Source organism: Pseudoalteromonas sp. S8-8 (assembly GCF_000497875.1).
GTDB lineage: Bacteria > Pseudomonadota > Gammaproteobacteria > Enterobacterales > Alteromonadaceae > Pseudoalteromonas > Pseudoalteromonas arctica.
Genome location: NZ_AUTR01000007.1, coordinates 1 through 24217, shown reverse-complemented (window position 1 = coordinate 24217; position 24217 = coordinate 1). Strand labels below are relative to the sequence as shown.

At 36.8% G+C, this 24217-nt stretch carries 20 protein-coding genes and 1 pseudogene; 14 read left to right on the top strand and 7 right to left on the bottom strand.

Going from position 1 to position 24217, the window contains the following annotated elements:
* The first annotated feature begins 77 nt into the window (after window positions 1-77).
* From L659_RS0101575 to L659_RS01000000122850, 9 genes and pseudogenes are all read left to right on the top strand, one after another.
* Window positions 78-467 carry a hypothetical protein gene (locus L659_RS0101575; protein ID WP_024589376.1) on the top strand — a complete coding sequence of 130 codons (390 nt, stop codon included), beginning with the start codon at window positions 78-80 and terminating at the stop codon, window positions 465-467.
* Between the two features lie 98 nt (window positions 468-565).
* A complete protein-coding gene (locus L659_RS0101570; RefSeq protein WP_024589375.1) occupies window positions 566-1333 on the top strand; it encodes a hypothetical protein in 768 nt (255 codons plus the stop codon).
* Window positions 1334-1339: 6 nt separating this feature from the next.
* The gene (locus tag L659_RS0101565; RefSeq protein WP_024589374.1) at window positions 1340-2638 is read left to right on the top strand and encodes a CpaF family protein; all 1299 of its coding nucleotides are present in this window, start codon (window positions 1340-1342) and stop codon (window positions 2636-2638) included.
* On the top strand, window positions 2631-3506 hold the full coding sequence (locus tag L659_RS0101560; RefSeq protein ID WP_024589373.1) for a type II secretion system F family protein: 876 nt from the start codon (window positions 2631-2633) through the stop codon (window positions 3504-3506). Before L659_RS0101565 ends, L659_RS0101560 begins: the two co-directional genes overlap by 8 nt.
* Window positions 3503-4318, top strand: coding sequence for a type II secretion system F family protein (locus L659_RS0101555; RefSeq protein ID WP_024589372.1), 816 nt, complete (start codon window positions 3503-3505; stop codon window positions 4316-4318). Before L659_RS0101560 ends, L659_RS0101555 begins: the two co-directional genes overlap by 4 nt.
* Before the next feature lie 9 nt (window positions 4319-4327).
* Complete coding sequence (locus L659_RS0101550) at window positions 4328-5494, top strand: hypothetical protein (protein ID WP_024589371.1); 1167 nt, start codon at window positions 4328-4330, stop codon at window positions 5492-5494.
* Window positions 5491-8361, top strand: a complete 2871-nt coding sequence (locus L659_RS0101545; protein ID WP_024589370.1) for an ATP-binding response regulator — start codon at window positions 5491-5493, stop codon at window positions 8359-8361. Before L659_RS0101550 ends, L659_RS0101545 begins: the two co-directional genes overlap by 4 nt.
* Window positions 8362-8398: 37 nt before the next feature.
* Window positions 8399-8824: a response regulator gene (locus L659_RS0101540; protein ID WP_024589369.1), complete on the top strand. Its 426-nt coding sequence runs from the start codon at window positions 8399-8401 to the stop codon at window positions 8822-8824.
* Window positions 8825-9284: 460 nt separating this feature from the next.
* Window positions 9285-10108, top strand: a pseudogene (locus L659_RS01000000122850) (alpha/beta fold hydrolase).
* 420 nt (window positions 10109-10528) lie between these two features.
* Here the strand turns inward: L659_RS01000000122850 and L659_RS0101530 are convergent.
* The 6 genes from L659_RS0101530 to L659_RS0101505 all read right to left on the bottom strand — a co-directional run bounded on the left by L659_RS0101530 (window position 10529) and on the right by L659_RS0101505 (window position 17386).
* Window positions 10529-11488, bottom strand: coding sequence for a sugar-binding transcriptional regulator (locus L659_RS0101530; RefSeq protein ID WP_002960874.1), 960 nt, complete (start codon window positions 11486-11488; stop codon window positions 10529-10531).
* A 248-nt stretch (window positions 11489-11736) separates the two neighbouring features.
* Window positions 11737-12738, bottom strand: a complete 1002-nt coding sequence (locus L659_RS0101525; protein WP_024589368.1) for an ABC transporter ATP-binding protein — start codon at window positions 12736-12738, stop codon at window positions 11737-11739.
* Between the two features lie 10 nt (window positions 12739-12748).
* Window positions 12749-13579 (bottom strand): carbohydrate ABC transporter permease, encoded by an 831-nt coding sequence (locus L659_RS0101520; RefSeq protein WP_024589367.1) that lies wholly within the window; start codon window positions 13577-13579, stop codon window positions 12749-12751.
* A 2-nt stretch (window positions 13580-13581) separates the two neighbouring features.
* Complete coding sequence (locus L659_RS0101515) at window positions 13582-14454, bottom strand: carbohydrate ABC transporter permease (RefSeq protein ID WP_024589366.1); 873 nt, start codon at window positions 14452-14454, stop codon at window positions 13582-13584.
* Between the two features lie 146 nt (window positions 14455-14600).
* Complete coding sequence (locus L659_RS0101510; protein WP_024589365.1) at window positions 14601-15905, bottom strand: ABC transporter substrate-binding protein; 1305 nt, start codon at window positions 15903-15905, stop codon at window positions 14601-14603.
* A gap of 152 nt (window positions 15906-16057) precedes the next feature.
* Window positions 16058-17386, bottom strand: coding sequence for a hypothetical protein (locus L659_RS0101505; RefSeq protein ID WP_024589364.1), 1329 nt, complete (start codon window positions 17384-17386; stop codon window positions 16058-16060).
* 529 nt (window positions 17387-17915) lie between these two features.
* On the opposite strand from L659_RS0101505, the gene L659_RS0101500 reads away from it, so the two are divergent.
* The 5 genes from L659_RS0101500 to L659_RS0101480 are packed head-to-tail and all read left to right on the top strand — an operon-like array spanning window position 17916 to window position 23512.
* A complete protein-coding gene (locus L659_RS0101500; protein ID WP_007582739.1) occupies window positions 17916-18299 on the top strand; it encodes a response regulator in 384 nt (127 codons plus the stop codon).
* A 13-nt stretch (window positions 18300-18312) separates the two neighbouring features.
* Entirely contained in the window at window positions 18313-19218 is a 906-nt protein-coding gene (locus L659_RS0101495; protein WP_024589363.1) for an AAA family ATPase, read from the top strand.
* A 6-nt stretch (window positions 19219-19224) separates the two neighbouring features.
* Window positions 19225-20211 carry a DUF58 domain-containing protein gene (locus tag L659_RS0101490; RefSeq protein WP_024589362.1) on the top strand — a complete coding sequence of 329 codons (987 nt, stop codon included), beginning with the start codon at window positions 19225-19227 and terminating at the stop codon, window positions 20209-20211.
* Entirely contained in the window at window positions 20211-22181 is a 1971-nt protein-coding gene (locus L659_RS0101485; protein ID WP_024589361.1) for a transglutaminase family protein, read from the top strand. The genes L659_RS0101490 and L659_RS0101485 overlap by 1 nt, the downstream gene beginning before the upstream one ends.
* Before the next feature lie 8 nt (window positions 22182-22189).
* Window positions 22190-23512, top strand: coding sequence for a Na+/H+ antiporter family protein (locus L659_RS0101480; RefSeq protein WP_024589360.1), 1323 nt, complete (start codon window positions 22190-22192; stop codon window positions 23510-23512).
* An 89-nt stretch (window positions 23513-23601) separates the two neighbouring features.
* Here L659_RS0101480 and L659_RS0101475 read toward each other — a convergent pair.
* A partial coding sequence (locus tag L659_RS0101475) for an IS30 family transposase (protein ID WP_024589359.1) occupies window positions 23602-24217 on the bottom strand: 616 nt, incomplete at its 5' end.

Below are 24217 nucleotides of genomic sequence, written 5' to 3'. Positions count from 1 at the left end.
AAAGGATTTAATTAGTTGGCATGGTCCTCGCTATATATAAAGTGAGCATAAGCTCTTCTAATTTAAAGGCTACGATTATGAAAACTATTAAACATAACTTAAATAGCAAAAAGCAAAAAGGTTTTGTACTAACGTCAGAGCTAATCATTCTTTCTACTTCAATGGTAGCGGCACTTGTAATTGGTTTATCTACATTACGTGACTCGGTAACCAGCGAACTTGAAGATGTAGCTGAAGCAATTGGCTCACTTGACCAAAGCTATGTATTTGACGGCATGATTAACGCCGAAGGCACAGCTGAAGTGTCTGGTTCTGGGTTTGTAGATTCAGTTGATGTGTACGCAGGCGATGGTAGTTCATTCACTTTTGTTGCATCAGACTTTAGTGAAAGTGCCGCACTTGTTAGTGCAACACCAAGTGGTGATGCTGCAACGCGTACAACGGCAGGCGGCTCACAAGGTAACTAACGCAAGGTACCCAATATAAGGCAAGCAGGTTTGAATACCAAGCTTAAGGCTCACTGCCACAAAAAGTGTGGCAGTGAAAGTTACTCTGGAGGAATATTATGAAAAGTAAAAGTAACAAAGGCGCAACCACTGCGGCTCTCATATTACTCATCACCTCTGGCATGTTAGCTTCGGCTTTGGGTATTAGACAGGTAAACGATGAAAATAGCGTAACAGCTTGGGTAGTAAACAAAAATATGTCTGCCGGCCAAACTGTAACCGTTCACGATGTAGAGCAAAAGAGTATAGATCCAAGTAACTATTCAAATATTGCACTGAGCGTTCAAAATCCGCGTGCATTAATAGGTCAAAAATTAGCAACTAATAAAATGGTTGAACAACCCTTATTCGACACCGATTTTATTAGAGAAAAAAGCCAAAATTTATCAGAAGCCATTCCGGCAGGGCGTGTTTTATATACTTTAAAACTAAACACCTTAGATATTCCGCTTTCGCGCATACACAAAGGTGACCGACTCGACATAGTCGCTAAAACTAATCGCTTAGTAAGAACAGTTGCCCGTGATGTACAGTTGATTGGTGTTTCAAAAGGTCCTAAATCGCAAGCCGCTAAAAGTGGCGTAATGGATAATTTAGCTAAAGAGTCTAACTCCGCTGCGGGCGGTGTTTCATTAGTCCTTGCGGTACTTCCAAAAGATGTTTATTCGTTGGCGGGTATAGATAACGCCGACAAAGTTTCAATTATTGTGCATAGCGCTTATGACATTGAACAAGGTCGTTTGCAAAACTTTTCACGCTTACAAACCAGTCGCACAATCGAAGTGGTTAAAGGCGTTAAAAATGAAGCTGTATATGTAGCTAAGTGAGTTTTTATGTTTAATTTATCAAGCAAACATGAAGAAGTTCAAACCAGTTTAAGTACCTTTGAAGAGCTTAAAAAGCTATTGCACGATGCCGTTATCGAAGAGTACGAACAAGAACCAACCGCGCTTTTATCAAGTAATGTTCTCGAAAAAATCTCTGCATTGTGCAGTGAAATTCCACAATTTAATCAATCTTCATTTAATCAATACCAACAAGAGCAGGTTGTTCAGGCTGTATTTGATGAAATTCAGGGTCTGGGTCCTATTGCACAGTTTATGCTGGACGATCAGGTTAGTGATATTTTAATAAACGACACGCAAGATATATGGATTGATAAACAAGGCAAACTACTTTGCACTGCCAGTAAGTTTGATGACGAACGCCATTTACGCCGATTTGTTGATCGCTTACTTGATGGCTGTGGTCGACAAGTCAATGCGCTTATGCCAATTGTTGATGGCAAACTAAAAGATGGTAGCCGTGTTCATATTATTGTACCGCCTGCGTGTACCAGCGCCGCGATTGTATCGATTCGTAAGTTTAATCATAAAAAAATAAACGATGACTTTTTAGTTAATAATCATTTTTTAGATAAAAACATCTTATCGTTTTTAAAAAGTGCAGTTAAAACAGGCGTTAATATTTTAGTGTGTGGCAATGCGGGGGCTGGTAAAACGTCATTATTAAACGTACTTGCCAACTCAATTAATCCAAATGAACGTGTTGTAACCATTGAAGAAAGCGCTGAGCTTAATTTGCATCACAACCATGTTGTGCAATTGGAAGCCCACGACACAAACAGCGATGGTAAAGGTGCAGTAAGCCTAAGAGATTTAGTAAAAGCAGCCCTTAGAATGCGCGCAGATAGAATACTTGTTGGAGAGGTACGCTCTGGCGAAGTAATCGATATGCTCCAAGCAATGAACTGTGGTCACCAAGGTTCGATGACGACCATACATGCTAACAGCGCAAATGATGCCGTTATTCGTTTATCTACCTTAGTGCAATTACACAATGCACAACTGAGCGATACCCATACAAGTTCGCTAATCGCGTCGAGTATTCAACTTATAGTGCATGTTTCTCGCTCAACTAATGGCACCCGAACTCTAAAAAGTATTGGTGAAATTAAGCGTGTTAATGGCGGCGCACATTTTAGCCCGCTATATAGTATTAACGAAGCAGAGCCTGTACAAAGTGAGTTAATAAATACCTCGAGTGTTATTGAGTTTATGAAAGGCCAAGGGGCAAATGCACAAGAATTAAAAGCATTACTGCACAATAACCCGGAGGCTAACAATGACTAAACTTGATTATTTATTAGCTATAGCGGCGGTTATAACCTTTGTACTTGCAACTAGTGTGTTGGTTTCTTTGTATGCTAAAAATAAAAGCAGCCAAGGCACTAAAAAAGTAGATATTTTAGAAGAAAAAGACGTCCTTACTTTGTCACTACGAGTGCTAGGCTTAAACATAAGTAACGCCTGGTTTATAAGCATGGCGTGCTCGCTCTCTAGTAGCTCATGGTTTTTAGCTAAATTATATTACCCAGAGGCATCAACCAGCGCGTTTATTATTTCAATCGTGGTTTTTGTAACCTGTTTTATAACTGTGATTGACTTGGCTCATTATAAATTAGCAAAATTTGAGCATCATTTTTTAGAATTTATTGAAACCGTACAATCGTGTTTAAGCACAGGGTTATCGCTACAGCAATCAATGCAGTTTGCTGATGAACATGCAGACCCATATATAAAAAAACAAAGCACCTTACTAATACAACGCATGAGCATGGGTAGTGATGCCGAAACGTCGTTTGCCCCTTTAATTGAAAGATACAACTGCGAAACCGTAAGATTGTTTGCTCATAGCATCATTACACATACACAAAGCCAGTGTGATTTAACCGATATGCTAAAAAGCGTATGCAACATGATGTCGCTTCGGACCCTCGACCGCCAACAGCTAAAAGCTAAGCTTTCGGGTACTAAGTACGCTGCTGTATTTAGTGGTTTTTTACCTTACGCACTAATTCCTTTATTTAGCTATACCGATCCAACCTGGTTTGAACCATTATTAAACGATCCTAATGGGATTGCATTTATAACGGTTGCGCTTCTTTGTCAGCTATTTGGTTTTTTATGGCTACGCCTTAGCTTAAGGGTAACATTATGATTGATATACTTTTACTTATCGGACTTTTAGTAAGTATGGGCTCATTTATCCATATTCATAGGCAATCTCTTAAAGTCGAATTAGATAAACCCGATACTAAAAACATTAATTGGTATCCGCTAATCATCATCTCTAAACGTCAACTAAGACAAGCAGGGATTCAAATTAATAAAATATTAATAAGCCTGTACTGCTTCAAAGTGGCTGCTACTTTTAGTGCATTTACGGTTATAGAACTAACAGGTTATGAGCTGAGCCAATCGATTAAATTATTACTGTGTTTTATGTGTTTTTTTGCACCCGAATGCTGGTTTTTATTACGTAAAAATCAACGTAAAACCGTTATAAATAATAGCTTAGAGTTTTTTTTACGGGTGTTACTGGTTTACATGCGCGCTGGATTTTCACTAGAGCGCTCATTTGCACTGGCGGTTGATCATGGATTAAGTCAAAAACACCCATTATACAAAGAGCTAAAGTTATTTTTATTCGAACTAAGCGCAGGTAAAGATCGTGAATTTGCATTTAATTCACTTTTTGAACGAACTGGCGTATTAGGAATTAAAAAACTCGCCAACTTAATGTTAATAGGGTCAAAACTTGGTACGCCACTTATCCAAGCAGTAGAGGCTCAACTTGAAGGCCTAGCTCTAAAAAAGAACATTTTACTCGCTAAAAAAGTAAACAAAAAAGCGATGCACACAACCTTTCCCATTATCTTAATTTGTTTTCCGATGTTTTTGGTATTGGTGTTTTTTCCCGCAGCATTACAAGTAATGAACGTACTTAAAATGCTTGTAGAAGTGTTATAGGAGCCTGATATGAAAAAGCATTATCAACAAGGGTACATACTTACTATTGAGCTTATATTAATTATAACTATTTTAATTATTGGCTCAATTGGTGGGGTGATTTTAGTAAGGGATGCCCTTATTAAGCGCCACCAAACTAAGGTAGATAATCAAATTACTGTAGTTGATGCTAATAATAGACCACTCGGTATTGCAGTAAGTTTTGATGAGCATCAAGCACCACTCATTTTTTATACAGACCGTGGAGCAAACAACACGTACAGGGCATTAATAGGCATAAGAGATGATAGGTTTACCTCGCGAGAAGCTGTTTATTACGATGCTCCAAATTGCCAAGGTAACCCGTGTTTAAAGGGCTTAAGCGATGAAGCAACCGACAGCCAAGGTGTCAGCAAGTTAAATAATACCGGTAATGTAAGTTATATAAATGCGCTGCAGCAAGGTCCAAATTATGCAATAGGGCAGTTAGGTAACACCGTTATTGGTCAGTTATTAAAAAGTACGCCACAACAATGCCCTGCTAATAGTGAACAAATTCTATCTCGTTATGTATCGCAAAAAGTAGTAACAGGCTCACCTTGTGAAAGCTTTGAAATAGATAAACAACCGGCCGACAGCAGTTGTTTAGTTGGAGTAACAGCTTTAGGAAATCCACTTTTAGGTACAAGCGATCAAGGTTTATCGCAATCGTGTGATACATGCCAAACAGGGTACGAATCGCAAGGTGACATACTTGATTTATATTTACCTCAGGTAGAACCGCTTTTAAATACAGCCCTTAATGCACTTTCATTAGTAGGTATAGGCACAAACGTTGATATAGAGCTTGGTACAATATGCTGCCCAGAAGGTACACGCTTAGAAGAAGATGAAAACATTGTAGAGACACTCGTCTTCACTATTTTACAAACTACATTTGAGCTGGTCGGGATCGATTTAGTAAATAACCTTATCATTAGTGAAACACTGAGCTTAATAGGAATTGAGCCAGGCATTACATATTGCAAAACATCACTTAATTTAGTTAATGCAGAACAAGTAATTAATATCACCACAGGCGAACCTGCACTTAGTAGCTTAACACCACCATTTAAAGTTTTACTGCCCGTACATAGCGGCCAAAACAGTACAACGTGGATACATACTCCCCCAAAAGGGGAAGGAGAACGTCAATGAACGCCTCAAATATATTTACCTCACATTCTAATTTAGCAGATACACCAACTGATGAAATATCAACAGAAATTAAAGAAACGCTAACGCTACTAAAACAGTTTTATGACGTTGCAATTGTTAAATTTATCGATTTTAGAGAAGTTTATTCAGAGCAGTTAATAACCTGCAGCGATAAAGAAAGCGTCGAAAATGAGTTATTAAGCTATCAAAAACGCTGCACACAAGAAAAACTATATTTATTTGAAGATACTTTTTTTGATGATGTATCAAACAACACTCACAAATTAATTCGTTTTTATGCACAATATCCAATTTATAGTGTCACTAATAAATTGATAGGCGTAGTGCTGATGGCCGATTTAGCACCTAAAACATTAATAGGTTCACAAAAAGATCAGTTTATTTCATTTGCTCAATTATTGCAGACACAGTTAAATAAAAATTCAGATTCAGTAAGTAATCAAAGTACTAATCCTGAGAAAAAGAATTATGGGGAAAAGTATATTCATGTATTTAGTTTAGCACCCGTCGCATTCTTAATTGCATTAGTATTATGCTCATTCACTGCATTACTTCTTTATACTATAGAAAAAAAGGAGCTGCAAAGTAATTACAATGAACAAACTCAGCAATTACGTAAAACGTTATTTAATGCTTTAGAGCGATTTGATAATCAAGGATTATATATATCGCAAAAAGATTTAGTTATCGCAGGTTTTTTACAAAGCCAAAATAGCTATACAAAAGAACAACTTAATAATTTAGTGCAGAGTCAGGTTTCACAAAGCTTAACTTATAAAGGGTATGTTGTGTTTGATTCTGAGTATAACCAGCTTGCACTTTGGTCAAAAAATAATTTTGATTTAGCCGCGTATGGGTTTACAAACTGGTTAAAAAAATTCAATAAAAGAGCGAACAAACAAGCAGTAGAAGTATTTACGGTTGCTGATACGGCTTTCTTAATTTCTGAAATAAAAATAAAAAAAGGCTCTATTTATACACTTACAGCATTTGATTTAAGTAAGTTTTTAAAAGCCGTTATTGGCAAATTAAACACTGAAAATTATAACGTTTTTATAGCAACACCACAGTTTACTTTAGGAAAACAAGGAGAAGTAAACCCGAGTATAATTAAAAATAGTATTAGCGCTTTAAGCAGTCGTTTTCCACCTACTTGGCGCTTGCATGTGCAACCAATGAATAAAATAGTACGACCACAAATAACTAAATACAGTTTAATCAGATTAGGGTTAATCTCTTTTTGTGTATTCGCGTTTGTGTATTATTTTTTACGTTTGCCAAGGCGTTTACACAGTGAAATAAAACAAAAAAATCAGTTAATACTCAATAGAGAGGAGCTTTTTTCAAGTTCTCTGGATGCACTGCCGCATGGGTTTGCTATTTTTAATAGCCACGAATTTCCTGTGATTACCAACAATGCTTTTAATCTTTTATTTGCACAGGTGAATAAACAAAACAGTCAGCTATCGTATAGCCAGCTGATAAGTATTGCGCAGCAGCATAATATTATAAATCATTACCATGAACATCATAAGCTTGATGATGATCGTAACCAATTAATAGATATAGGTTTTACAGACGGGAAGTGGATAACTGTATTACAAAGACATACAGATTTTAATGGTTTCGTTTGCTACTTTAGAGATGATACAGAGGCACATCAAAAAGAATGTTTACTCGCTGATGTTCTCGAAAAATCAAAACAGACAAATCAATTAAAAGAAAAATTTGTTACAAGGCTTAGCCGTCAGTTGAAAACGCCTTTATCATCTTTAAAGTCATTAATTGAAATATCTAAAGATCCAATAAGCTTTAACGAATTTAAAAACAATGTGGGGAATATTTCTGATGTGTGCGACCAGCTTGAAAGTGTGATTCAACAGCTCGTAAATATAAATAAATCAGAGATAGGTAAGTTAAAGCTTCAGGCCAAAAACGTAAACCTAAATCAAATGATCAATAATAATATATCGATTTTAGCTAAAGAGGCTGAAAATAAAAGAATCGTTCTTAAAAATAATATTACGCCTGAATTAACGGTCGCAAGCGATGAAAAGTTAATTTCTCAATTGGTTATTCAGTTAGTGACTGAGGTTTTGGATTCATCAAATAATACAACGCTTTCAATTAACGCTCAGATTAAAAATGAAAGTAAACGTAATTACTTACACCTCGATTTTTCATTAAGTAATTTGATCGACAGTAGTAACTTTATAACTGAGCTTAAAAGTATATCGGGTGATGATATAACGCGCTTTATAGATGATAAAGACGTGTCATTAGAGTTAAAGTTTTTTATTTCAATATTTAAAATGTTAGGTGGTAAAGCGATAACTGTAAGTAGTAACGCGAATAAATCAACGATATCACTTTCTATGTTGGTAAACATAGCAACCAAACAAGGTAAGGGTAAAGACAACGAGCAAGAAGCACCAAGTAGCTCGTTAACAAATACTGATTTAGTAACTAACAAACACCAAAACACGCTATTACTGGTTGATGACGATCCTCTTGTTGAGATTGTAATTAGAGCAATGCTAAAAAATGAGAATATTAAAATAGATTACGCGCGCAGTGCAATAGAAGCAATGTTGATGGTATCGCAAAACAGTTACGACATTATTTTAATGGACATAGTAATGCCAGAATTGTCGGGAACTGACGCTATGTTAAAAATTAAAAAACACAGTGACAATTTGAAAACTAAAATAATTGCGCATACATCGACACCCGATACAGATTCAAAATACGTTAACCAGGGCTTTGATGACATGCTATTAAAACCAGTAAAACAAGGTGTATTAATAAACCAAATAACACGCATTTTAAAAGATAAGTCGTTATAAGTTAGCGTATATTACTGGAACAGTAATGAGGTAAAAAATGAAAAACACTATTGAAAATATGACTGAAGTTATCGAGTTTAAAGTAACGCCAATAAATAAAACTAAACGACTGCTTTTAGTAGATGATGACTTGCTAATAGAAATAGTAATTAGGAAAATGCTTAACGAAGAAAATATTTTAATAGATTTTGCATCAAGTGCTATAGAGGCACTACTTATGGTTTCTCAAAATATTTACGATATTATTTTAATGGATATAGTAATGCCGCAATTTACAGGTACCGACGCAATGCTAAAAATAAGAAAGCATGCTGACGCATCAGCAACAAAAATTATCGCTCATACATTTAGTGAAAACGAAAATAGTGATAACAAGTATGTGAAGCTTGGGTTTAACGGTCTGTTATTGAAGCCAGTTAAGCAAAGTGTATTAATAGAAAATATTAGATCTTTCTTGGAATGATAAATAGAAACAGTAGGGCGGTTAACTATTTTTTATTTATAGCTTACTAAAAAATTAAATTATAACTTTTGAAAGCACTAATATTTATTAGTGCTTTTGTGTATATGAACCTTTAATTTATTTAAATTTGTAAAAGTCCTTTAATAAGAATAATTACTTCAAATTATTCCTTCAAAGTATTACAAACTTCGCTTTTGTAATTGTTGCATGTATACGAGTCATCGTTTCACACTTCTTAAAGCGGTTTGATAAACACAATTGTTAAACGCTGTAATATTATAAAGTCAGTAAATTTATTTAGCCTAGAGCCCACGTATCGCAAGGGTTTAACTTTTAAAACATTAAGATTTTTTAATAACTAATAAATACTCATCTTGGGACGGAATTTGCTTTATAAGGTTATATTCCAATTTTATAGTTCACGAAATATTATAATTTTTAAAGTTAAAGAGGCAAAATTATGAACAAGACACAGTACGTTACAGTAGAAGGTCATCAAATTGCTTATCAAGAAATGGGACAAGGAACACCTTTATTATTGATACACGGAATACCAACCAATAAATTTTTATGGCGAAATGTGATGCCAAAACTTGCATCAAAATATCGAGTAATAGCGCCTGATTTACTAAACTTTGGTGAATCTGATATGCCAATTAACACCGATGTATCTATAAATGCGCAATGTAGAATAATGTGTAAGTTTATGGAAGAACTCGGTATTTCTAAAGTTAATATTGCTGCACATGATATTGGTGGTGGTGTTGCTCAATTAATGGCTGTAAATCATCCGGATAAAGTAAACGGGTTGGTTTTAATTGATAGTGTATGTTTTGATTCTTGGCCAATACCAGAATTTGAACCTTTGCTAGAACCAGGTGTAGAAGAAAAAACAACTGTAGCCGAATTTGCTGATACATTAAGAGATTTCATGCCCAAAGGCGTTACGACTCGAGCGTAATGACTGAAGAGTTGATGAAAATATACTTAGCACCATGGAGTAATGAAAAAGGAAAAGCCGCTTTATTTAGTAACATGCGCAGGCTTAATAAAGAATATACCGAAGCTATTACAGGCGATCTTAAAAGCTTACCTCATGAAACACTCATAATATGGGGTAAAGAAGACAAATTTCAAAAGCCAAAGTATGCGCCAATGTTAGAAGAAGCAATTCCAAATTCATCATTGATTTGGATAGATAAAGCCGCTCATTGGGTTATTGATGAACATCCAGATAAAGTGTCTGAGCTTATTAGTGAATTTATGAATGATAAAACATTCTAGTGAATTACTAGGTTTATTAAAAAGCTATTTGTTTCAATACGTTAAGTTTGATTGGGTAAAGTAGCGAATAGGCAATCATTGTAATACCGCTTGATTATATTAATAACCAAGCGGTATTTTTATATGTTCAAGAAGCTAATACCGTAAATGGGTAAGGCACTAACTATTAAGATAAGTAGGTTAATGCTTATTAAATAGTCAAAATATCGCGTTTATACGTTAATTAATGAAGGTGAGTAACTTGGTTATGTATTTATTTATGCTATTTAACATAATATAAATTATAGGTAGTTAATGTATATATAGAAAGAGCACTTAAATGCGCTCTTACTATGTCCAATACTAGACGGTATCGGACATTAAGTGATTTTATTACAATAACAGATATTACTAATACAGATACTTTATTTATCAATTTGTTTAATCAATACTTAATAAACGCTCAGCTGTATATTCATTGGTAATTAACCCGCTGATCATGTTTGACCTTACTGCGCCTAAAATGGCTAACACTTTTTCTTCACCAGCAGCTATCGCATAAATCTGTTTGTTAGCATTTGTTTTTAATGGCGTACTTGCTACACGCTGATTAACTGTGCAATCTAAAAGCTTACCGTTTTTATCAAACACCCAACTAATCATTTCACCAACGGCACCAAGATCTTGTAGCTCTTTAAGTTCTTGCGCATCAATAAAACCATCTATGTGCAATGGCGATTTTTCACCTAAGCTACCAATACCCACAAATGTTACATCGGCATCTTTTGCGAGTTTTAAATTACCGGTTATATTTTGCTGTGCATGTAACTGTTCTTTTTCTTCAATGCTTCTTGGTAAAACTGGCAATGGCATTGGATAATGTTTTGCATTGGTATGTTCGGCCATTCTTACTACAACATCATAAGGTGAAGCCGATCCATCTAAAGCCATATTACCTAGCATTGCTACAATTTTATGTTGCGGACAATCAACGGTTCTTAGCTCATCTACACATGAACGTAAAACTCGACCGGTTCCCATAGCAAGTACTTTGGGTTGTTCTGATTTTAAATGACGTTCTATTTCAGCCGCGCCAGCTTGAGCCAAACCTAATGTAGATGAAGGTTCAGACGGATCGCTCGGTACAACTTCACACGAATCTAACCCAAAACGGCTTTTTAATTTTTCGGCCAAATCCATACATTTAGCAATCGGGTGGTCAAGTCTAACTTTAATTAATCCTTGGCTCACAGATAATGCGACCATTCTTTGTGCAGATTGACGCGATATATTTAGCTTTTTAGCAATTTCATCTTGTGTGTTACCGCCAACATAATATAACCACCCTGCTCTGGCTGCATCATCTAGCTTTCTAATTTCTGTATTTGATAGCTTTACCACGTAAACCTCTTAAAATATAAGGAAAACTAAATCCTTATTTTCATTACATAATTTTAATTATATGTGCTGCTATATAAATTATTTTATTAATTTTGGAATATCTATTTATCAATAACGTTTTTGTTATTTATAATTGTAAATATACCATTCCTTAATAAAAAATACCTAGGTTTCATAGGATTATGTAATTAGAATTTAGTTAATAGCACCCTTATAAAGGTGCTATTTAAGGTATTTAAAAATTGGCTTTAGCGAATTGTTAAACCGTTATTATCAAACTTTAATACTTTATCTGCCGGTGCGCTTAGGTAAATACTGTCGCCATATTTTAATGGGCAATCACCATCTGCTTTTACTGTGACGGTCCCTTTGCCTTCAATATTTATATGTAAAAAGCTCTCCGATCCTAAATGCTCAATTACACCTACAGTTCCAGCCCAAGTACCTTGCTCAGTTGAGAGTGTTATATGCTCTGGTCGTATACCAATACAGCTAACATTCGCATCTTCATTTTGTGGAGCATCTATAAAATTCATTTTTGGCGAACCAATAAAACCAGCTACAAATTTGTTTACAGGTTTTTTATAAAGCTCTAAAGGTGTGCCTACTTGTTCAATAATACCGGCATTAAATACCGCGATTCTATCTGCCATTGTCATGGCTTCAACCTGATCGTGTGTAACATAAACCATTGTTGTAGCTAAGCTTTTATGTAATTCAGATATTTCTAAACGCATATTTACACGTAGTGACGCATCTAGATTTGAAAGTGGTTCATCAAATAAAAATGCCGATGGTTGGCGTACAATTGCGCGCCCTATCGCTACACGCTGGCGCTGACCGCCCGATAATTGCCCAGGCTTTCGGTCTAAATAATCGGTCAAATTAAGAATTTTAGCGGCGTTAGCAATTTTACTTTCGATTTCTGCAGGGCTTACCTTGGCTCTTTTTAAAGGAAAAGCAATATTGTTACGCACTGTCATATGCGGATACAACGCGTAGGATTGAAACACCATTGCTAAGCCTCTTTTTGCAGGCGGTGTTTTTGTAGCGTCAATGCCGTCAATTTCTATATTACCACTGGTGGTATCTTCAAGACCTGCGATCATACGAAGTAATGTAGATTTACCACAGCCTGATGGCCCAACAAATACGATAAACTCACCGTCTTTAATTTCCAAGTCGAGCGGTTTAATTACGTTTACTTCATCAAAGTTTTTAGTGACTTGTTTTAGTGTGATGCTGCCCATGTGTATTCTCCTATTTTACTGCGCCGAAACTTAATCCACGCACTAATTGTTTTTGACTAAACCAACCAAGTATTAAAATTGGCACAATGGCCATGGCAGATGCTGCCGATAACTTAGCGTAAAATAACCCCTCAGGGCTTGAGTAACTGGCAATAAATGCCGTTAAAGGTGCAGCATTTGCAGCGGTTAAAATAAGTGTCCAAAATGCTTCGTTCCACGACAAAATAACATTTAACAATAACGTTGAGGCAATACCCGGTAAGGCTATTGGCAATAAAACATGAAATATTTCTTCACCAATTGTTGCGCCATCCATACGTGAAGCTTCAAGTATTTCGTTTGGTATTTCTCTAAAGTAGGTGTAAAGCATCCATACCATTATTGGTAAGTTAATGAGTGTCATTACAATCACTAAACCTAATTTTGTATCGAGTAACGCAAAGTCACGAAACAATAAATAAATCGGAATAAGTACGCCTACTGGCGGTAACATTTTGGTTGAAAGCATCCACATTAATAAATGCTTTGTTTTTTTAGTTTGTACAAAAGCCATAGACCACGCAGCAGGTACCGCAATTAATAAACCCAGCAAACTTGAACCTAGCGATATAACTACAGAGTTCCAAAAATGGGTAAAGTATGGCGAGCGCGACAGTACATCTCGGTAATTTTCTAGCGTCCAATCAAACGCATATAAGCTTGGGCTTGCTGAAATTGCTTCGGCTTCGGTTTTAAAGCTGGTGATTAACGTCCATAAAATTGGAAAGAAAATCATGCCGCTTATTGTCCATGCTGCAATGGTATAAATTAGTTTGGAACGACGGCTATCTTTTATAGTCATTATTAACCCTCCAAGTTTTTGCCAATTAAGCGCATTAAAAATATAGCGACTATATTTGCAATAATAACTGCAACTATGCCCCCTGCCGAACCGCCACCTACATCAAATTGAAGTAGTGATTGCGTGTAAATTAAGTACGTTATATTGGTCGACGAATAACCAGGGCCGCCACTAGTTGTAACTAATATTTCAGCAAAAATTGACAGTAAAAATATAGTTTCGATTAAAATAACCGCAGTTACAGCGCGCGATAAGTGCGGTAAAACGATGTAAAAAAACTTACTAAATGGGCCTGCTCCGTCCAAATCAGCCGCTTCTAATTGCTCGCGGTCTAAAGATTGTATAGCTGTGAGTAATATTAATGCTGCAAACGGTAACCACTGCCAAGACACAATAATGATGATTGAAAATAACGGCATTTGAGCAAAAAAGTCGATAGGTTCAAAACCAAGCCAAATCGAAAAATGTGCAAATAAGCCATTAACTGGGTTCATTAGCATGTTTTTCCATACCAATGCCGACACAGTTGGCATTACAAAAAATGGGGCTAGTACCATAATGCGAACATAGTTTCGTCCCCATATTGCTTGGTCTAGTAAAATAGCTAAGCCAATACCACCACAAATAGTGATCAGTAAAACCCCAGTTACTAGGTAAAGCGTGTTAAAAAATGATTCAAAAAAAGCCGGATCAGTTAGGAAAAATTCATAGTTTAAAAAGCCTACAAACTCTTTATCCCCTGGAACGAGTAAGTTGTAATCAATAAATGAAAAATACAGTGTCATACACAGCGGAACTATCATCCAAGCAAGTAATAAAATTACACTAGGAAGAAGCATAAACCGAGCAAGCGTGCGCGAGTTAGTTGTTGCCATAAAGGTGACCTTAAAAAAGCCAATTCTATTTACTTGTTAACTATCAAGTGAAAATCAGAAACCCTTGATAGCGTTTATAACTAACAAGTAAATAGAATTGACATAAAATATTGGGTAAGTTTGAGTACTTACCCGCCCATTACATGCTATTTAGGATAGCGAGCTTTACGCATTGTTCGCTCAACAAGGTGCTGAGACGTACTAAGCGCTTGCTTAACGGTCATTTGGCCAGTTAATGCTGCTGAAAATTGTTGCCCAACAGCTGTACCAATTCCTTGAAACTCAGGAATGGCAACAAACTGAATACCTACGTAAGGCACCGGTTTAACGGTTGGATTTTTAGGATCTGCAGATTGAATAGAATCTAAGGTAATTTGCGCAAACGGTGCTGCGTCCATGTACTTTTGATTACTGTAAAGTGATTTACGTGTACCTGGCGGTACTTTTGCCCAACCTTTTTTGTCGGCTACAAGTTGAGTGTATTCTTTAGATGTTGCCCAGCTAATAAATTTCATTGCGGCATCTGGTTTTTTGCTGCTTGCCGGTACGGCTAAAGTCCAAGACCATAACCAGTTACCGCGTTTACCTAGACCGTTATCTGGCGCAAGTGCAAACCCTACTTTATCGGCAACTTCTGAGTCTTTTTTGTTAGTAACAAATGCGCCTGCAACTGTTGCATCAATCCAAATACCACATTTTCCGGTTTGGAATAGTGCAAGGTTTTCATTAAAACCGTTTGCAGATGAACCAGCAGGACCAGATTCTTTCATCACATCTACATAATACTGAAGGGTATTTTCCCATTCTGGGGTATTAAACTGTGGCTTCCAATTTTCATCAAACCAACGAGCACCAAACGAATTTGCCATGGATGTAATAAGCGCAACGTTTTCGCCCCAACCTGCTTTACCACGTAGACAAAGGCCATAAACACCTTCTTTTTTATCTGTCATCGCTTTAGCAGCTTTGCGTATAAAGTCCCATGTTGGGGCTTTAGGCATTGTCAGCCCTGCTTTTTCCATTAAGTCAGTGCGGTACATAACCATTGAGCTTTCGCCATAAAATGGCGCAGCATAAAGCTTGTCGTTAATCGTTAAACCGCTTCGGATTGCCGGAATTAAATCGTCTAAATCGTAGTTTTCACCTAAATTATCCAGCTCTTTTAGCCAATTTTGCTTGCCCCAAATTGGTACTTCATAAGTACCTATGGTCATAACATCGTATTGGCCGCCTTTTGTTGCTACATCGGTAGTGACACGTTGGCGAAGAATGTTTTCCTCTAGAGTGACCCATTTTAGATTTATATCAGGGTTTTGGCTGGTAAAGTCACTACTTAATTCTTTCATGGTGATCATGTCACCATTGTTAACAGTCGCTATTGTAATTGTTTCTTTTGCCGCAGCGCCCATGCTTATAAAGCCACACGCGAGCATAATTAATTTATTTTTCATCGGGTATTCCCCATACACGTTATGTTTTAACCAGTGCTATTAAATTTCAATCTATTACCAATTCTATTTATGGCAGTTTTGACGCATAAAACTGCCCGCAAAGTGCCTTTTTAGGTCCTTTGTATAAATAGTTAGACTAGTTGGATAATGACTTAAAATTTAACAGATATTTCAGAAGTGAAGCCGTCAAATCCTTTACCGATTTGGCCGCCCGAATTAACACCTTCTTCTTGGTTAACATACTCAACTTTTAAAAGCGTTTTATCGTTAAACCAGTAACCTGCGGCTACTTGAATACGCTCTACTGTGTTGTCTGTTTGTTCAATTAAGTCGGAAGTGTTTTCGGCTTCTGCATAACGAGCCGCTACATATAGCTTTTTAGGGATTAGATATTGTTGTGCTTCAAACACGAAGTACTCAACAGATGAGTCGCCTTCTATTACACTGTTTGAATCAAAAGTAGTGCCATTTTCATCAGCTATGCCTTTTGTACCAAAGTAGGTAATACCGGCAACTGCATTACCAGCGGCATCTGCAAACGTGTAATCATCAGATGATTTACCAACCATAAAAATTAGACTAGTTTCGTCAGATGGTTGATAAGCTAAATTAAGCTGGATGATTGATTGCTCAAGCCCTGGCATTGCGCCAACGTGAGTGTCACGCTCGTTTGAAGGTGACGCTGAAAAATTATAGTTTTCACCATCGCCAAAGCGATAGTTTGTTGTGGTTACACCATCAAGACTGGCTACACCGTTTTCAAAACGTAACTGGTCGCCTTGATTGGCTTTTAATAAGTTTAAGCCTGCTTTAAAGCCACCTTCAAATTCTAGAGTACCTTGAAGTCGGTAGTTATAACCTCTGTCTTCTTGAAACGCTTCACCAAAACTAGAAGTCGTAATGTGACCTGTAACATTATAAGCACGTACTACACCACTTTCGAAAGTTTCGCTGTAACTTAGCTGTGCGCCGTTTTCTGCGGTTGCGTAATCGGTAATACCATTACCAATAAGTGCATTACTTTGGTTATCTGCACCGTCTTGAAAACCTTTAAATTGAAAAGGTGATCCACCAATATTACCCAAACGCAGTGTTAAATTTACGTTTTCTTTTGGTGTGCCATAAAGACCTAGTAAGTCAAATTCAACACCTGCAAAATCGTTGTGAAATGAAAAGTCACGATCTTCGCCACCAAAGTCATTAGGCTCTTCTGCAATATCTATATCGGCAGTGATGAACTCGTTAATATGAAATTTAAGCATTAGATTAGCTCTAATACGGCCAAATCCTGACTCTTGTTCTTCATCTTCTGGACTAAATGCGCCGTCTTTAGCTTGAATTGACTGAAAGTTTTGCATTAGTAAAAAGTCTACGTCAACGCGATCTAAATATTCAGAAATATCAGCCTGTGCTGGAGCCGATGTAGCCATAGCTGCCGCTATGAGAGAAATTGCAAATTTAGTCTTTTTATTATTCAACATAATAAGCTCTTTATTTAGTGTGGTGTGTGATGCCAACTTTATTAAATTGCATATTCATTTAATGAAATTGGTATTAATTCAGTGTGTATAGATGAGGCTGACTGAGCAAAACATTAAATAGTTAATGAAATTGCACTTGTGAGCATAAGCTCATCTACTGAGCATAATCACAGAATGAATTTAGAAGGTCAACGATTTTTTATTACAAAACGTTTACAAAAAATCGAATTTTTATGTAAATATTTTTGAATCAATAAGTTAAGTAGCAAATTTGTTACATCAAATTTTGAGGAAATAAAGTGTAGGATTAAGGGATTTATTGTAGATACGTCATTATTGTTCAATACAATTAATGAAAATATAAGTTAGTAGAAGATATAAAAGCAGGTAATCCTTTAAAAATAGGTTGTTGGGCAAACCTATAAACAGTTTATTTATTAGTGTTTTTTAAGTAACGTTCTTGAGCTTATGATGGGGTTAGCTTAGTATTGAAGCACTTAGATGTATTCAAAATAGAAGTAACCTACATATGGAATTTGTTCGCCCGCTAGAGCCCATCCTCATTATTGATGACGTTAAGGAAATTCGTGATTATCTAAACCAAATTTTAACTGACTTAGGGTTTGAAGATATATTAGAAAGCGCCGATTTTAGCTCTGCTAAACCTATTATGAACAATAAACCGCCAGGCGTAATATTTGTAGATGTAGATTTACCTGACTCTAACGGTGCAGATATATTGGAATACATTAATAGTGCTTATCCGCACACTCATGTTGTTATGTGCTCTGGCCACAATAGTCTCGAAAACGTACAAAACACGTGGGAAATGGGCGCTAAAGGCTTTATTGCAAAACCTTTCAACACAAAAAAAGTAGACACTGTAATGAAGCGTCTTGAAATAATAGAATAATAATAAGGTTAGCATGCATAGTACTGTTACTGCGATTATAGAAGATCTTTCGAGTGTTATATTTGGTAAACAACAACAAATAAAACTGGCACTTACATGCTTATTTAGCGAAGGGCATTTACTCATTGAAGATTTGCCTGGTATGGGAAAAACCACTCTTTCTCATGCATTGTCAGCTGTGTTAGGTTTATCGTATCAGCGTATACAATTTACCAGTGATCTTCTGCCTGCTGATATTCTGGGTACTAATGTGTTTAACTCTACCGAGCACAGTTTTACGTTTCATAAAGGCCCTATTTTTAGCCAAGTTGTTTTAGCTGATGAAATAAACCGCGCAGGACCCAAAACACAAAGTGCGTTGCTTGAAGCAATGGAAGAGCAACAAGTAACAGTTGATGGAAAAAAATATACGCTGCCAAATCCATTTTTTGTGATTGCAACACAAAACCCGCTTTACCAATCAGGTACCTACCCGTTACCTGAGTCGCAATTAGACCGATTTTTAATGCGCATTAGCTTAGGTTTTCCACCTAAAGAAGCCGAAAAACGCTTAATTTTGAATATGCAAAAACGAGATTACAGCCAATTACCTAAGCGTATTAACCAACAAGAGTTAGCGGCAATTCAAAACCAGATAAGCCAAATTACTTTAAGTAGCCCGATTATTGACTACATTATAGAGCTTGTTAATTACACACGCACAAGCAACGCTTTTGCATCATCGTTATCACCGCGTGCCAGTATGGCTCTCGCTAAAGCGGCTAGGTCGTGGGCCTTTATTGATGGTCGTGATTTTGTAATGCCAGAAGATGTTCAAGCCGTATTTACAAGTGTGTGTCAGCATCGATTAGGTTTGCATAATGAGTCCGGTGAAGCGCAAGTAAACGATATTTTAAAAAACGTTTTAGTTCCGGTATAAACTTTTATGCCAAAAAAAACAGCTAAGCGCCCTTCTTTATTTAAGTCATTTAAGCGAAGTGTATTTAATAAGTTATTAAAAAATAAACATTTAAAAAACTCAATTACACTTGAACACAGAACAATTTATGTATTGCCATCATCCCTTGGCTGGTACTTTGTAATTGTGGCTATTTTAAACTTTGTAATGGGCATTAATTATCAAAATAATTTAATTTTAATAATGTCTTATCTTATGTTTGTGGTGATGATTATTGCTGTATTAATGGGCTACAGTAACGCTAAAGGCTTAACGGTTAAATTTAAAGATGCATTTAACAGCTACGCACCTCAAAAACCGAGTATTGTATTTGAATTACAAAGCCCTAGAGTTACCCAATCTATTAATTTAACATATCAAGGTAGTGAGCAAACTCACAAACATACCGACGAAGTTGATAGTAAGACTCAGTTACTTACACTCAACTTACCCTACAGCTCACGCGGTAAGTACTCAGTGCAACGTATTAAAATAGCGAGTAAATATCCCTTTGGTTTAATAACTGTTTGGAGCTACATTCAATTACAAACAGATGTTTTTGTATACCCGTCGCTTGAACAAGTACACAGTGATGCGCATGTTTCTATGCTTGATGAGCAAGCCGATAAAGGTATTTCTTCCCAATCTGGTAGCGAAGAGTTTGAGTCGTTAATCCCACACTTGCCTGAGATGGGCTTGCAAAGAGTGTCGTGGAAGCATTACGCAAAAACACAGCAGTTGTTAGTTAAAGAGTTTGTAGACTTTAAAACAGCGAATGCGCTTCTCGATTTTACGTTGATGAATGGGGATACAGAACAACGTTTAAGCCAGTTATGCTTTTTAGTATGTGAAGCAACCGAGAAAAACACCCCTTTTATGTTAAAGCTACCGAATAAAACAATAAATACAAATACCGGACAGCAACATAAGCAGCAATGCTTAGAATTATTATGCTCATTTAATGGTGATGTGTAATGGACATACTTAAAAACGAAAAAGTAATAAATTATTCACTGTCTTTTATATATTCATGTTTAATTGTATTTTTTGTATCACATTTACCGCTTGTTTTCGTAGGTGTACTTACACTTATTTGTGCATGGAACTTTTACATATCGCTGAGTAATAAACCAAAGCCAAGTGCTTGGCTGGCAAATATACTCGCAGGTGTGTCATTAGGTTTAATGCTCTACACAGTAGGCATGTCGGATACGGTTATTTTATTTGTGGCCATGCTGCTACTTGCTAGTTTATTTAAGCTGCTACAGGCTAAAACCAAAAAACACTATCATGTAATTACAACGCTTACGTTTTTTTCACTCTCATCGGTGTATTTATTTAACCAAAGCATTTTAACGACTTTAACTGTAAGTAGTTTATACATATTAAACTTTGCAGTACTTGGCCTACTCGAGTCCAAACATAATTTAAAAATAGCCTCTAAGCAAAGTGGTAAATTGCTACTTTTAGCACTTCCTTTAGCTGTATTTTTACTGCTTTTTTTACCAAAAATGCCCGCCTTTTGGCAGCTTCCTGGGCCTAAGCTTGCTAAAACAGGGCTTTCTGAACAAGTCGATCCATTCGATATTGCAAAGCTTTCAAACTCAGATGAACTTGTGTTTAGAGCTAAATTTAACGAAGAAAAACCTGTAGCGCCTTATTATTGGCGAGCAATAGTTCATGATGAATTTAATGGCAATGCGTGGTTTACGTCTGACTTTTTAAAATATAATAATCTAAAGACAAATACCCAGAGCGAAAATGATGAGCAACTTATTGCAAGCTACTCAGTTATTACAGAGCCTGCTACACAAAAATGGCTCTATGGTTTAGCCTACTCCAATAGTAACTCACAAAATGTTGAAGGTAATTCGCTAGGTTTATTGCGAAAAAAAAGCCGACAAGCTAAAAACTTACAATACGATGTAAATAGCTTTAACTTCACAGCTTTACCGCTTGGCGAATTTGAAGAAAAACGCTACAAATACCTCGCTTATAAAGAGAATGTAAAAACATCATCACTTGCTAAAACCTTAAAGCAAAAGACACACTCTGATCGCGATTTTTATAACCGCTTATTACAATACTTTGCAGGTACGGGATTTACTTACACATTAACTCCCACTCCTATGAGCGGCGATAACACCATAGATCAATTTTTATTTGATAACCAACGTGGCTTTTGTGGCCATTATGCCAGTGCCGCTGCGTACATTTTTAGAACCGCAGGTATACCCGCTCGACTAGTAAGTGGCTATTTAGGTGGTGAATTAAATCAAGATAATAATACGCTCACTGTTCGCCAATACGACGCACATGCATGGGTAGAAGTATATTTACAAAACGAAGGTTGGGTTATTTTTGATGCAACCGCAGTTGTCGCACCAGAGCGTTTAAATGGCTCACTTTCGCAAAACCAAGAGCTGAATGACGAATTTAAAAGTAATCTTGATTTTGGTTTAGTGAGTTTAAGTAATTTCCCCGCTATTAATTGGTTAAGGTTGGAACTTGAAAATCTCGATTATCAATGGTCTAGCTGGGTACTTGGTTTTGACGAAGAAAAACAAAATGATTTTTTAAAATCAATTTTTGGTAGTAAAAACATTTGGCTTGTACCATTAATGGTTTTATTAACAGCTGGTTTTTGTTTTGTAGGTTATTTTGTTTATTTAAACTTACCAAAACGCCCGGCTAAATTAGCGCCTATGGTTAAAGAGTTTTATGAAGTAAAAGCATGGGCTAAAAAACAAAAAATAAATACACCCGATAATTTAACACCGAGTCAGCAGTTACATTTTTTTGCTGACAAATCCCCTCGTTCTGCACAATCTATAAACACATTTCGTCAGTTATTTAACCAAGTACGCTATGGTAAAAAACCTTTTACGAAAGAGCGTAAAACTCAGGCTAAAGATCTGATAAAATTAATTAAAATTTCCAAATAGAGAATACTATGAATGCTGTTGTTATAGGCGTTATTTTAATGCTCGGGCTATCTCTGGCTCGCGTTAACGTCATTGTTGCCATGATCATAAGTGCTTTAGTTGCTGGTTTAACCGCAGGCTTGGGTATAAAAGAAAGTGTTGATGCATTTAATTCTGGCCTTTCTGCCGGAGCTGAAATTGCACTAAGTTATGCCATGCTCGGTGCTTTTGCTGTTGCTATTTCTAAGTCGGGTTTAACACGCATTCTCGCTGATAAGTTACTTGCTAAAGTAAATGCTAAAGGCAGCGGGAATGAAACATTTTTAAGTTACTTCATTTTATTAATTATTTTAGGTTGTGCGATTTCTTCGCAAAACTTAGTACCTGTACACATAGCGTTTATTCCTATTTTAATCCCGCCGTTACTCGTGGTTTTTAATCAGTTAAGGTTAGACAGGCGTGCTATAGCGTGTATTTTAACATTTGGATTAGCAACTTCTTACATGGTGCTGCCTTATGGTTTTGGGGGTATTTACTTATATTCTATTTTGCACAAAAACCTAGTTGATAACGGCCTAGACATTGTAAATACCCAAGTCCCTGTGGCGATGATAATTCCTGCATTAGGTATGTTTATTGGGTTACTTATTGCGGTATTTATTACCTACAAAAAACGCCGCGAATACATCGAGCTCCCATTAACAACTCAGAGTAAATCGGCTGAGGTAGAAAACCCTAAAAAAGTAATGATTGTAGGGCTATGTGCGGTACTTGCCTCACTTGTTGCACAAAACCTAAGTGGCTCAATGATTTTAGGCGGTTTAGTAGGTGTAATGATATTTAGTGTATTTGGTGTAGTTAAGTGGGAAGAAAACGGCGACGTATTTAGCAAAGGCGTTGCGATGATGGCGATGATTGGTTTTATTATGATATCGGCACAAGGCTTTGCATCAGTTATGCAGGCCACTGGCGACGTAGCGAGCTTAGTACACAGCACAGCCGCCCTTTTAGATGGTAATAAACCTTTGGCCGCCGGTGTTATTTTGTTAGTCGGGTTATTAATTACAATGGGAATTGGTAGTTCGTTTTCAACAGTGCCTATTATTGCAACTTTGTTTGTTCCTTTGTGTTTAGACCTCGGGTTTTCTGTTATGGCTACCGCTGCACTTGTTGGTACTGCGGGCGCTTTAGGTGATGCAGGCTCCCCTGCTTCAGACTCAACGCTTGGCCCAACATCAGGTTTAAATGCAGATGGCCAGCACGACCATATTAGAGACTCTGTTATTCCAACATTTATTCACTTTAACATTCCACTGCTGATATTTGGCTGGATTGCAGCAATGGTGCTTTAAGTAGTATGCATGTAAGTATTCGTAAATTTAATTAAAAGCTAAATACAACCAAAAAGGTATCGCGGATTCAAATCTGAAGTGCATAACGTTTAGGCGGCTTTAGCCGCCAAGTGATCCTGCATCAATTTTGCAGGCGTTTCAAATCCAAGTGTCTTCCTCGGACGATTATTAAGTTGCTCAAGTACGGGTATAACTTGTGCTGGTGTTACCGCCTTAAAATCTGTGCTCTTCGGCCAATACTGACGTAGTAATCCATTCGTGTTTTCATTCAATCCGCGCTCCCATGAGTGATAAGGGTGAGCAAAATAAACAGGTACACTTAAAGCCTCTGTGATTTGCTCGTGATAAGCGAACTCTTTTCCATTGTCAGCTGTGATGCTATGAAGCGCTGACCTATATGGCCTTAATAGTTCTATCGTCGCCGCAGTGACGGCTTCCGCTGTTTTTCCTGCCACCTGAGTTGATACAGTGAATTGGGTAACCCGCTCTACAATGGTAACAAGGGCGCCTCGATGACCTTTGCCTATGACGGTATCTATTTCCCAATCTCCGATACGGCCTTTCTCATCAACTATTTGTGGGCGCTCTTCAATGCTAACGCGATTTTTTATTTGCCCTCGGTTTGTTTTACCATGACTGCGCTTGTGATATTTCTTACCGTGTCGGCGCAGATGTAGGTATAACTCACCACCTGCTTTTTTATCT

Coding starts and splice junctions, on each gene's coding strand:
- L659_RS0101485 (WP_024589361.1), top strand. CDS start 20,211: ATGGACATACTTAAAAACGAAAAAGTAATAAATTATTCACTGTCTTTT.
- L659_RS0101575 (WP_024589376.1), top strand. CDS start 78: ATGAAAACTATTAAACATAACTTAAATAGCAAAAAGCAAAAAGGTTTT.
- L659_RS0101505 (WP_024589364.1), bottom strand. CDS start 17,386: ATGTTGAATAATAAAAAGACTAAATTTGCAATTTCTCTCATAGCGGCA.
- L659_RS0101515 (WP_024589366.1), bottom strand. CDS start 14,454: ATGGCAACAACTAACTCGCGCACGCTTGCTCGGTTTATGCTTCTTCCT.
- L659_RS0101550 (WP_024589371.1), top strand. CDS start 4,328: ATGAAAAAGCATTATCAACAAGGGTACATACTTACTATTGAGCTTATA.
- L659_RS0101545 (WP_024589370.1), top strand. CDS start 5,491: ATGAACGCCTCAAATATATTTACCTCACATTCTAATTTAGCAGATACA.
- L659_RS0101525 (WP_024589368.1), bottom strand. CDS start 12,738: ATGGGCAGCATCACACTAAAACAAGTCACTAAAAACTTTGATGAAGTA.
- L659_RS0101560 (WP_024589373.1), top strand. CDS start 2,631: ATGACTAAACTTGATTATTTATTAGCTATAGCGGCGGTTATAACCTTT.
- L659_RS0101520 (WP_024589367.1), bottom strand. CDS start 13,579: ATGACTATAAAAGATAGCCGTCGTTCCAAACTAATTTATACCATTGCA.
- L659_RS0101565 (WP_024589374.1), top strand. CDS start 1,340: ATGTTTAATTTATCAAGCAAACATGAAGAAGTTCAAACCAGTTTAAGT.
- L659_RS0101540 (WP_024589369.1), top strand. CDS start 8,399: ATGAAAAACACTATTGAAAATATGACTGAAGTTATCGAGTTTAAAGTA.
- L659_RS0101555 (WP_024589372.1), top strand. CDS start 3,503: ATGATTGATATACTTTTACTTATCGGACTTTTAGTAAGTATGGGCTCA.
- L659_RS0101480 (WP_024589360.1), top strand. CDS start 22,190: ATGAATGCTGTTGTTATAGGCGTTATTTTAATGCTCGGGCTATCTCTG.
- L659_RS0101500 (WP_007582739.1), top strand. CDS start 17,916: ATGGAATTTGTTCGCCCGCTAGAGCCCATCCTCATTATTGATGACGTT.
- L659_RS0101570 (WP_024589375.1), top strand. CDS start 566: ATGAAAAGTAAAAGTAACAAAGGCGCAACCACTGCGGCTCTCATATTA.
- L659_RS0101510 (WP_024589365.1), bottom strand. CDS start 15,905: ATGAAAAATAAATTAATTATGCTCGCGTGTGGCTTTATAAGCATGGGC.
- L659_RS0101495 (WP_024589363.1), top strand. CDS start 18,313: ATGCATAGTACTGTTACTGCGATTATAGAAGATCTTTCGAGTGTTATA.
- L659_RS0101490 (WP_024589362.1), top strand. CDS start 19,225: ATGCCAAAAAAAACAGCTAAGCGCCCTTCTTTATTTAAGTCATTTAAG.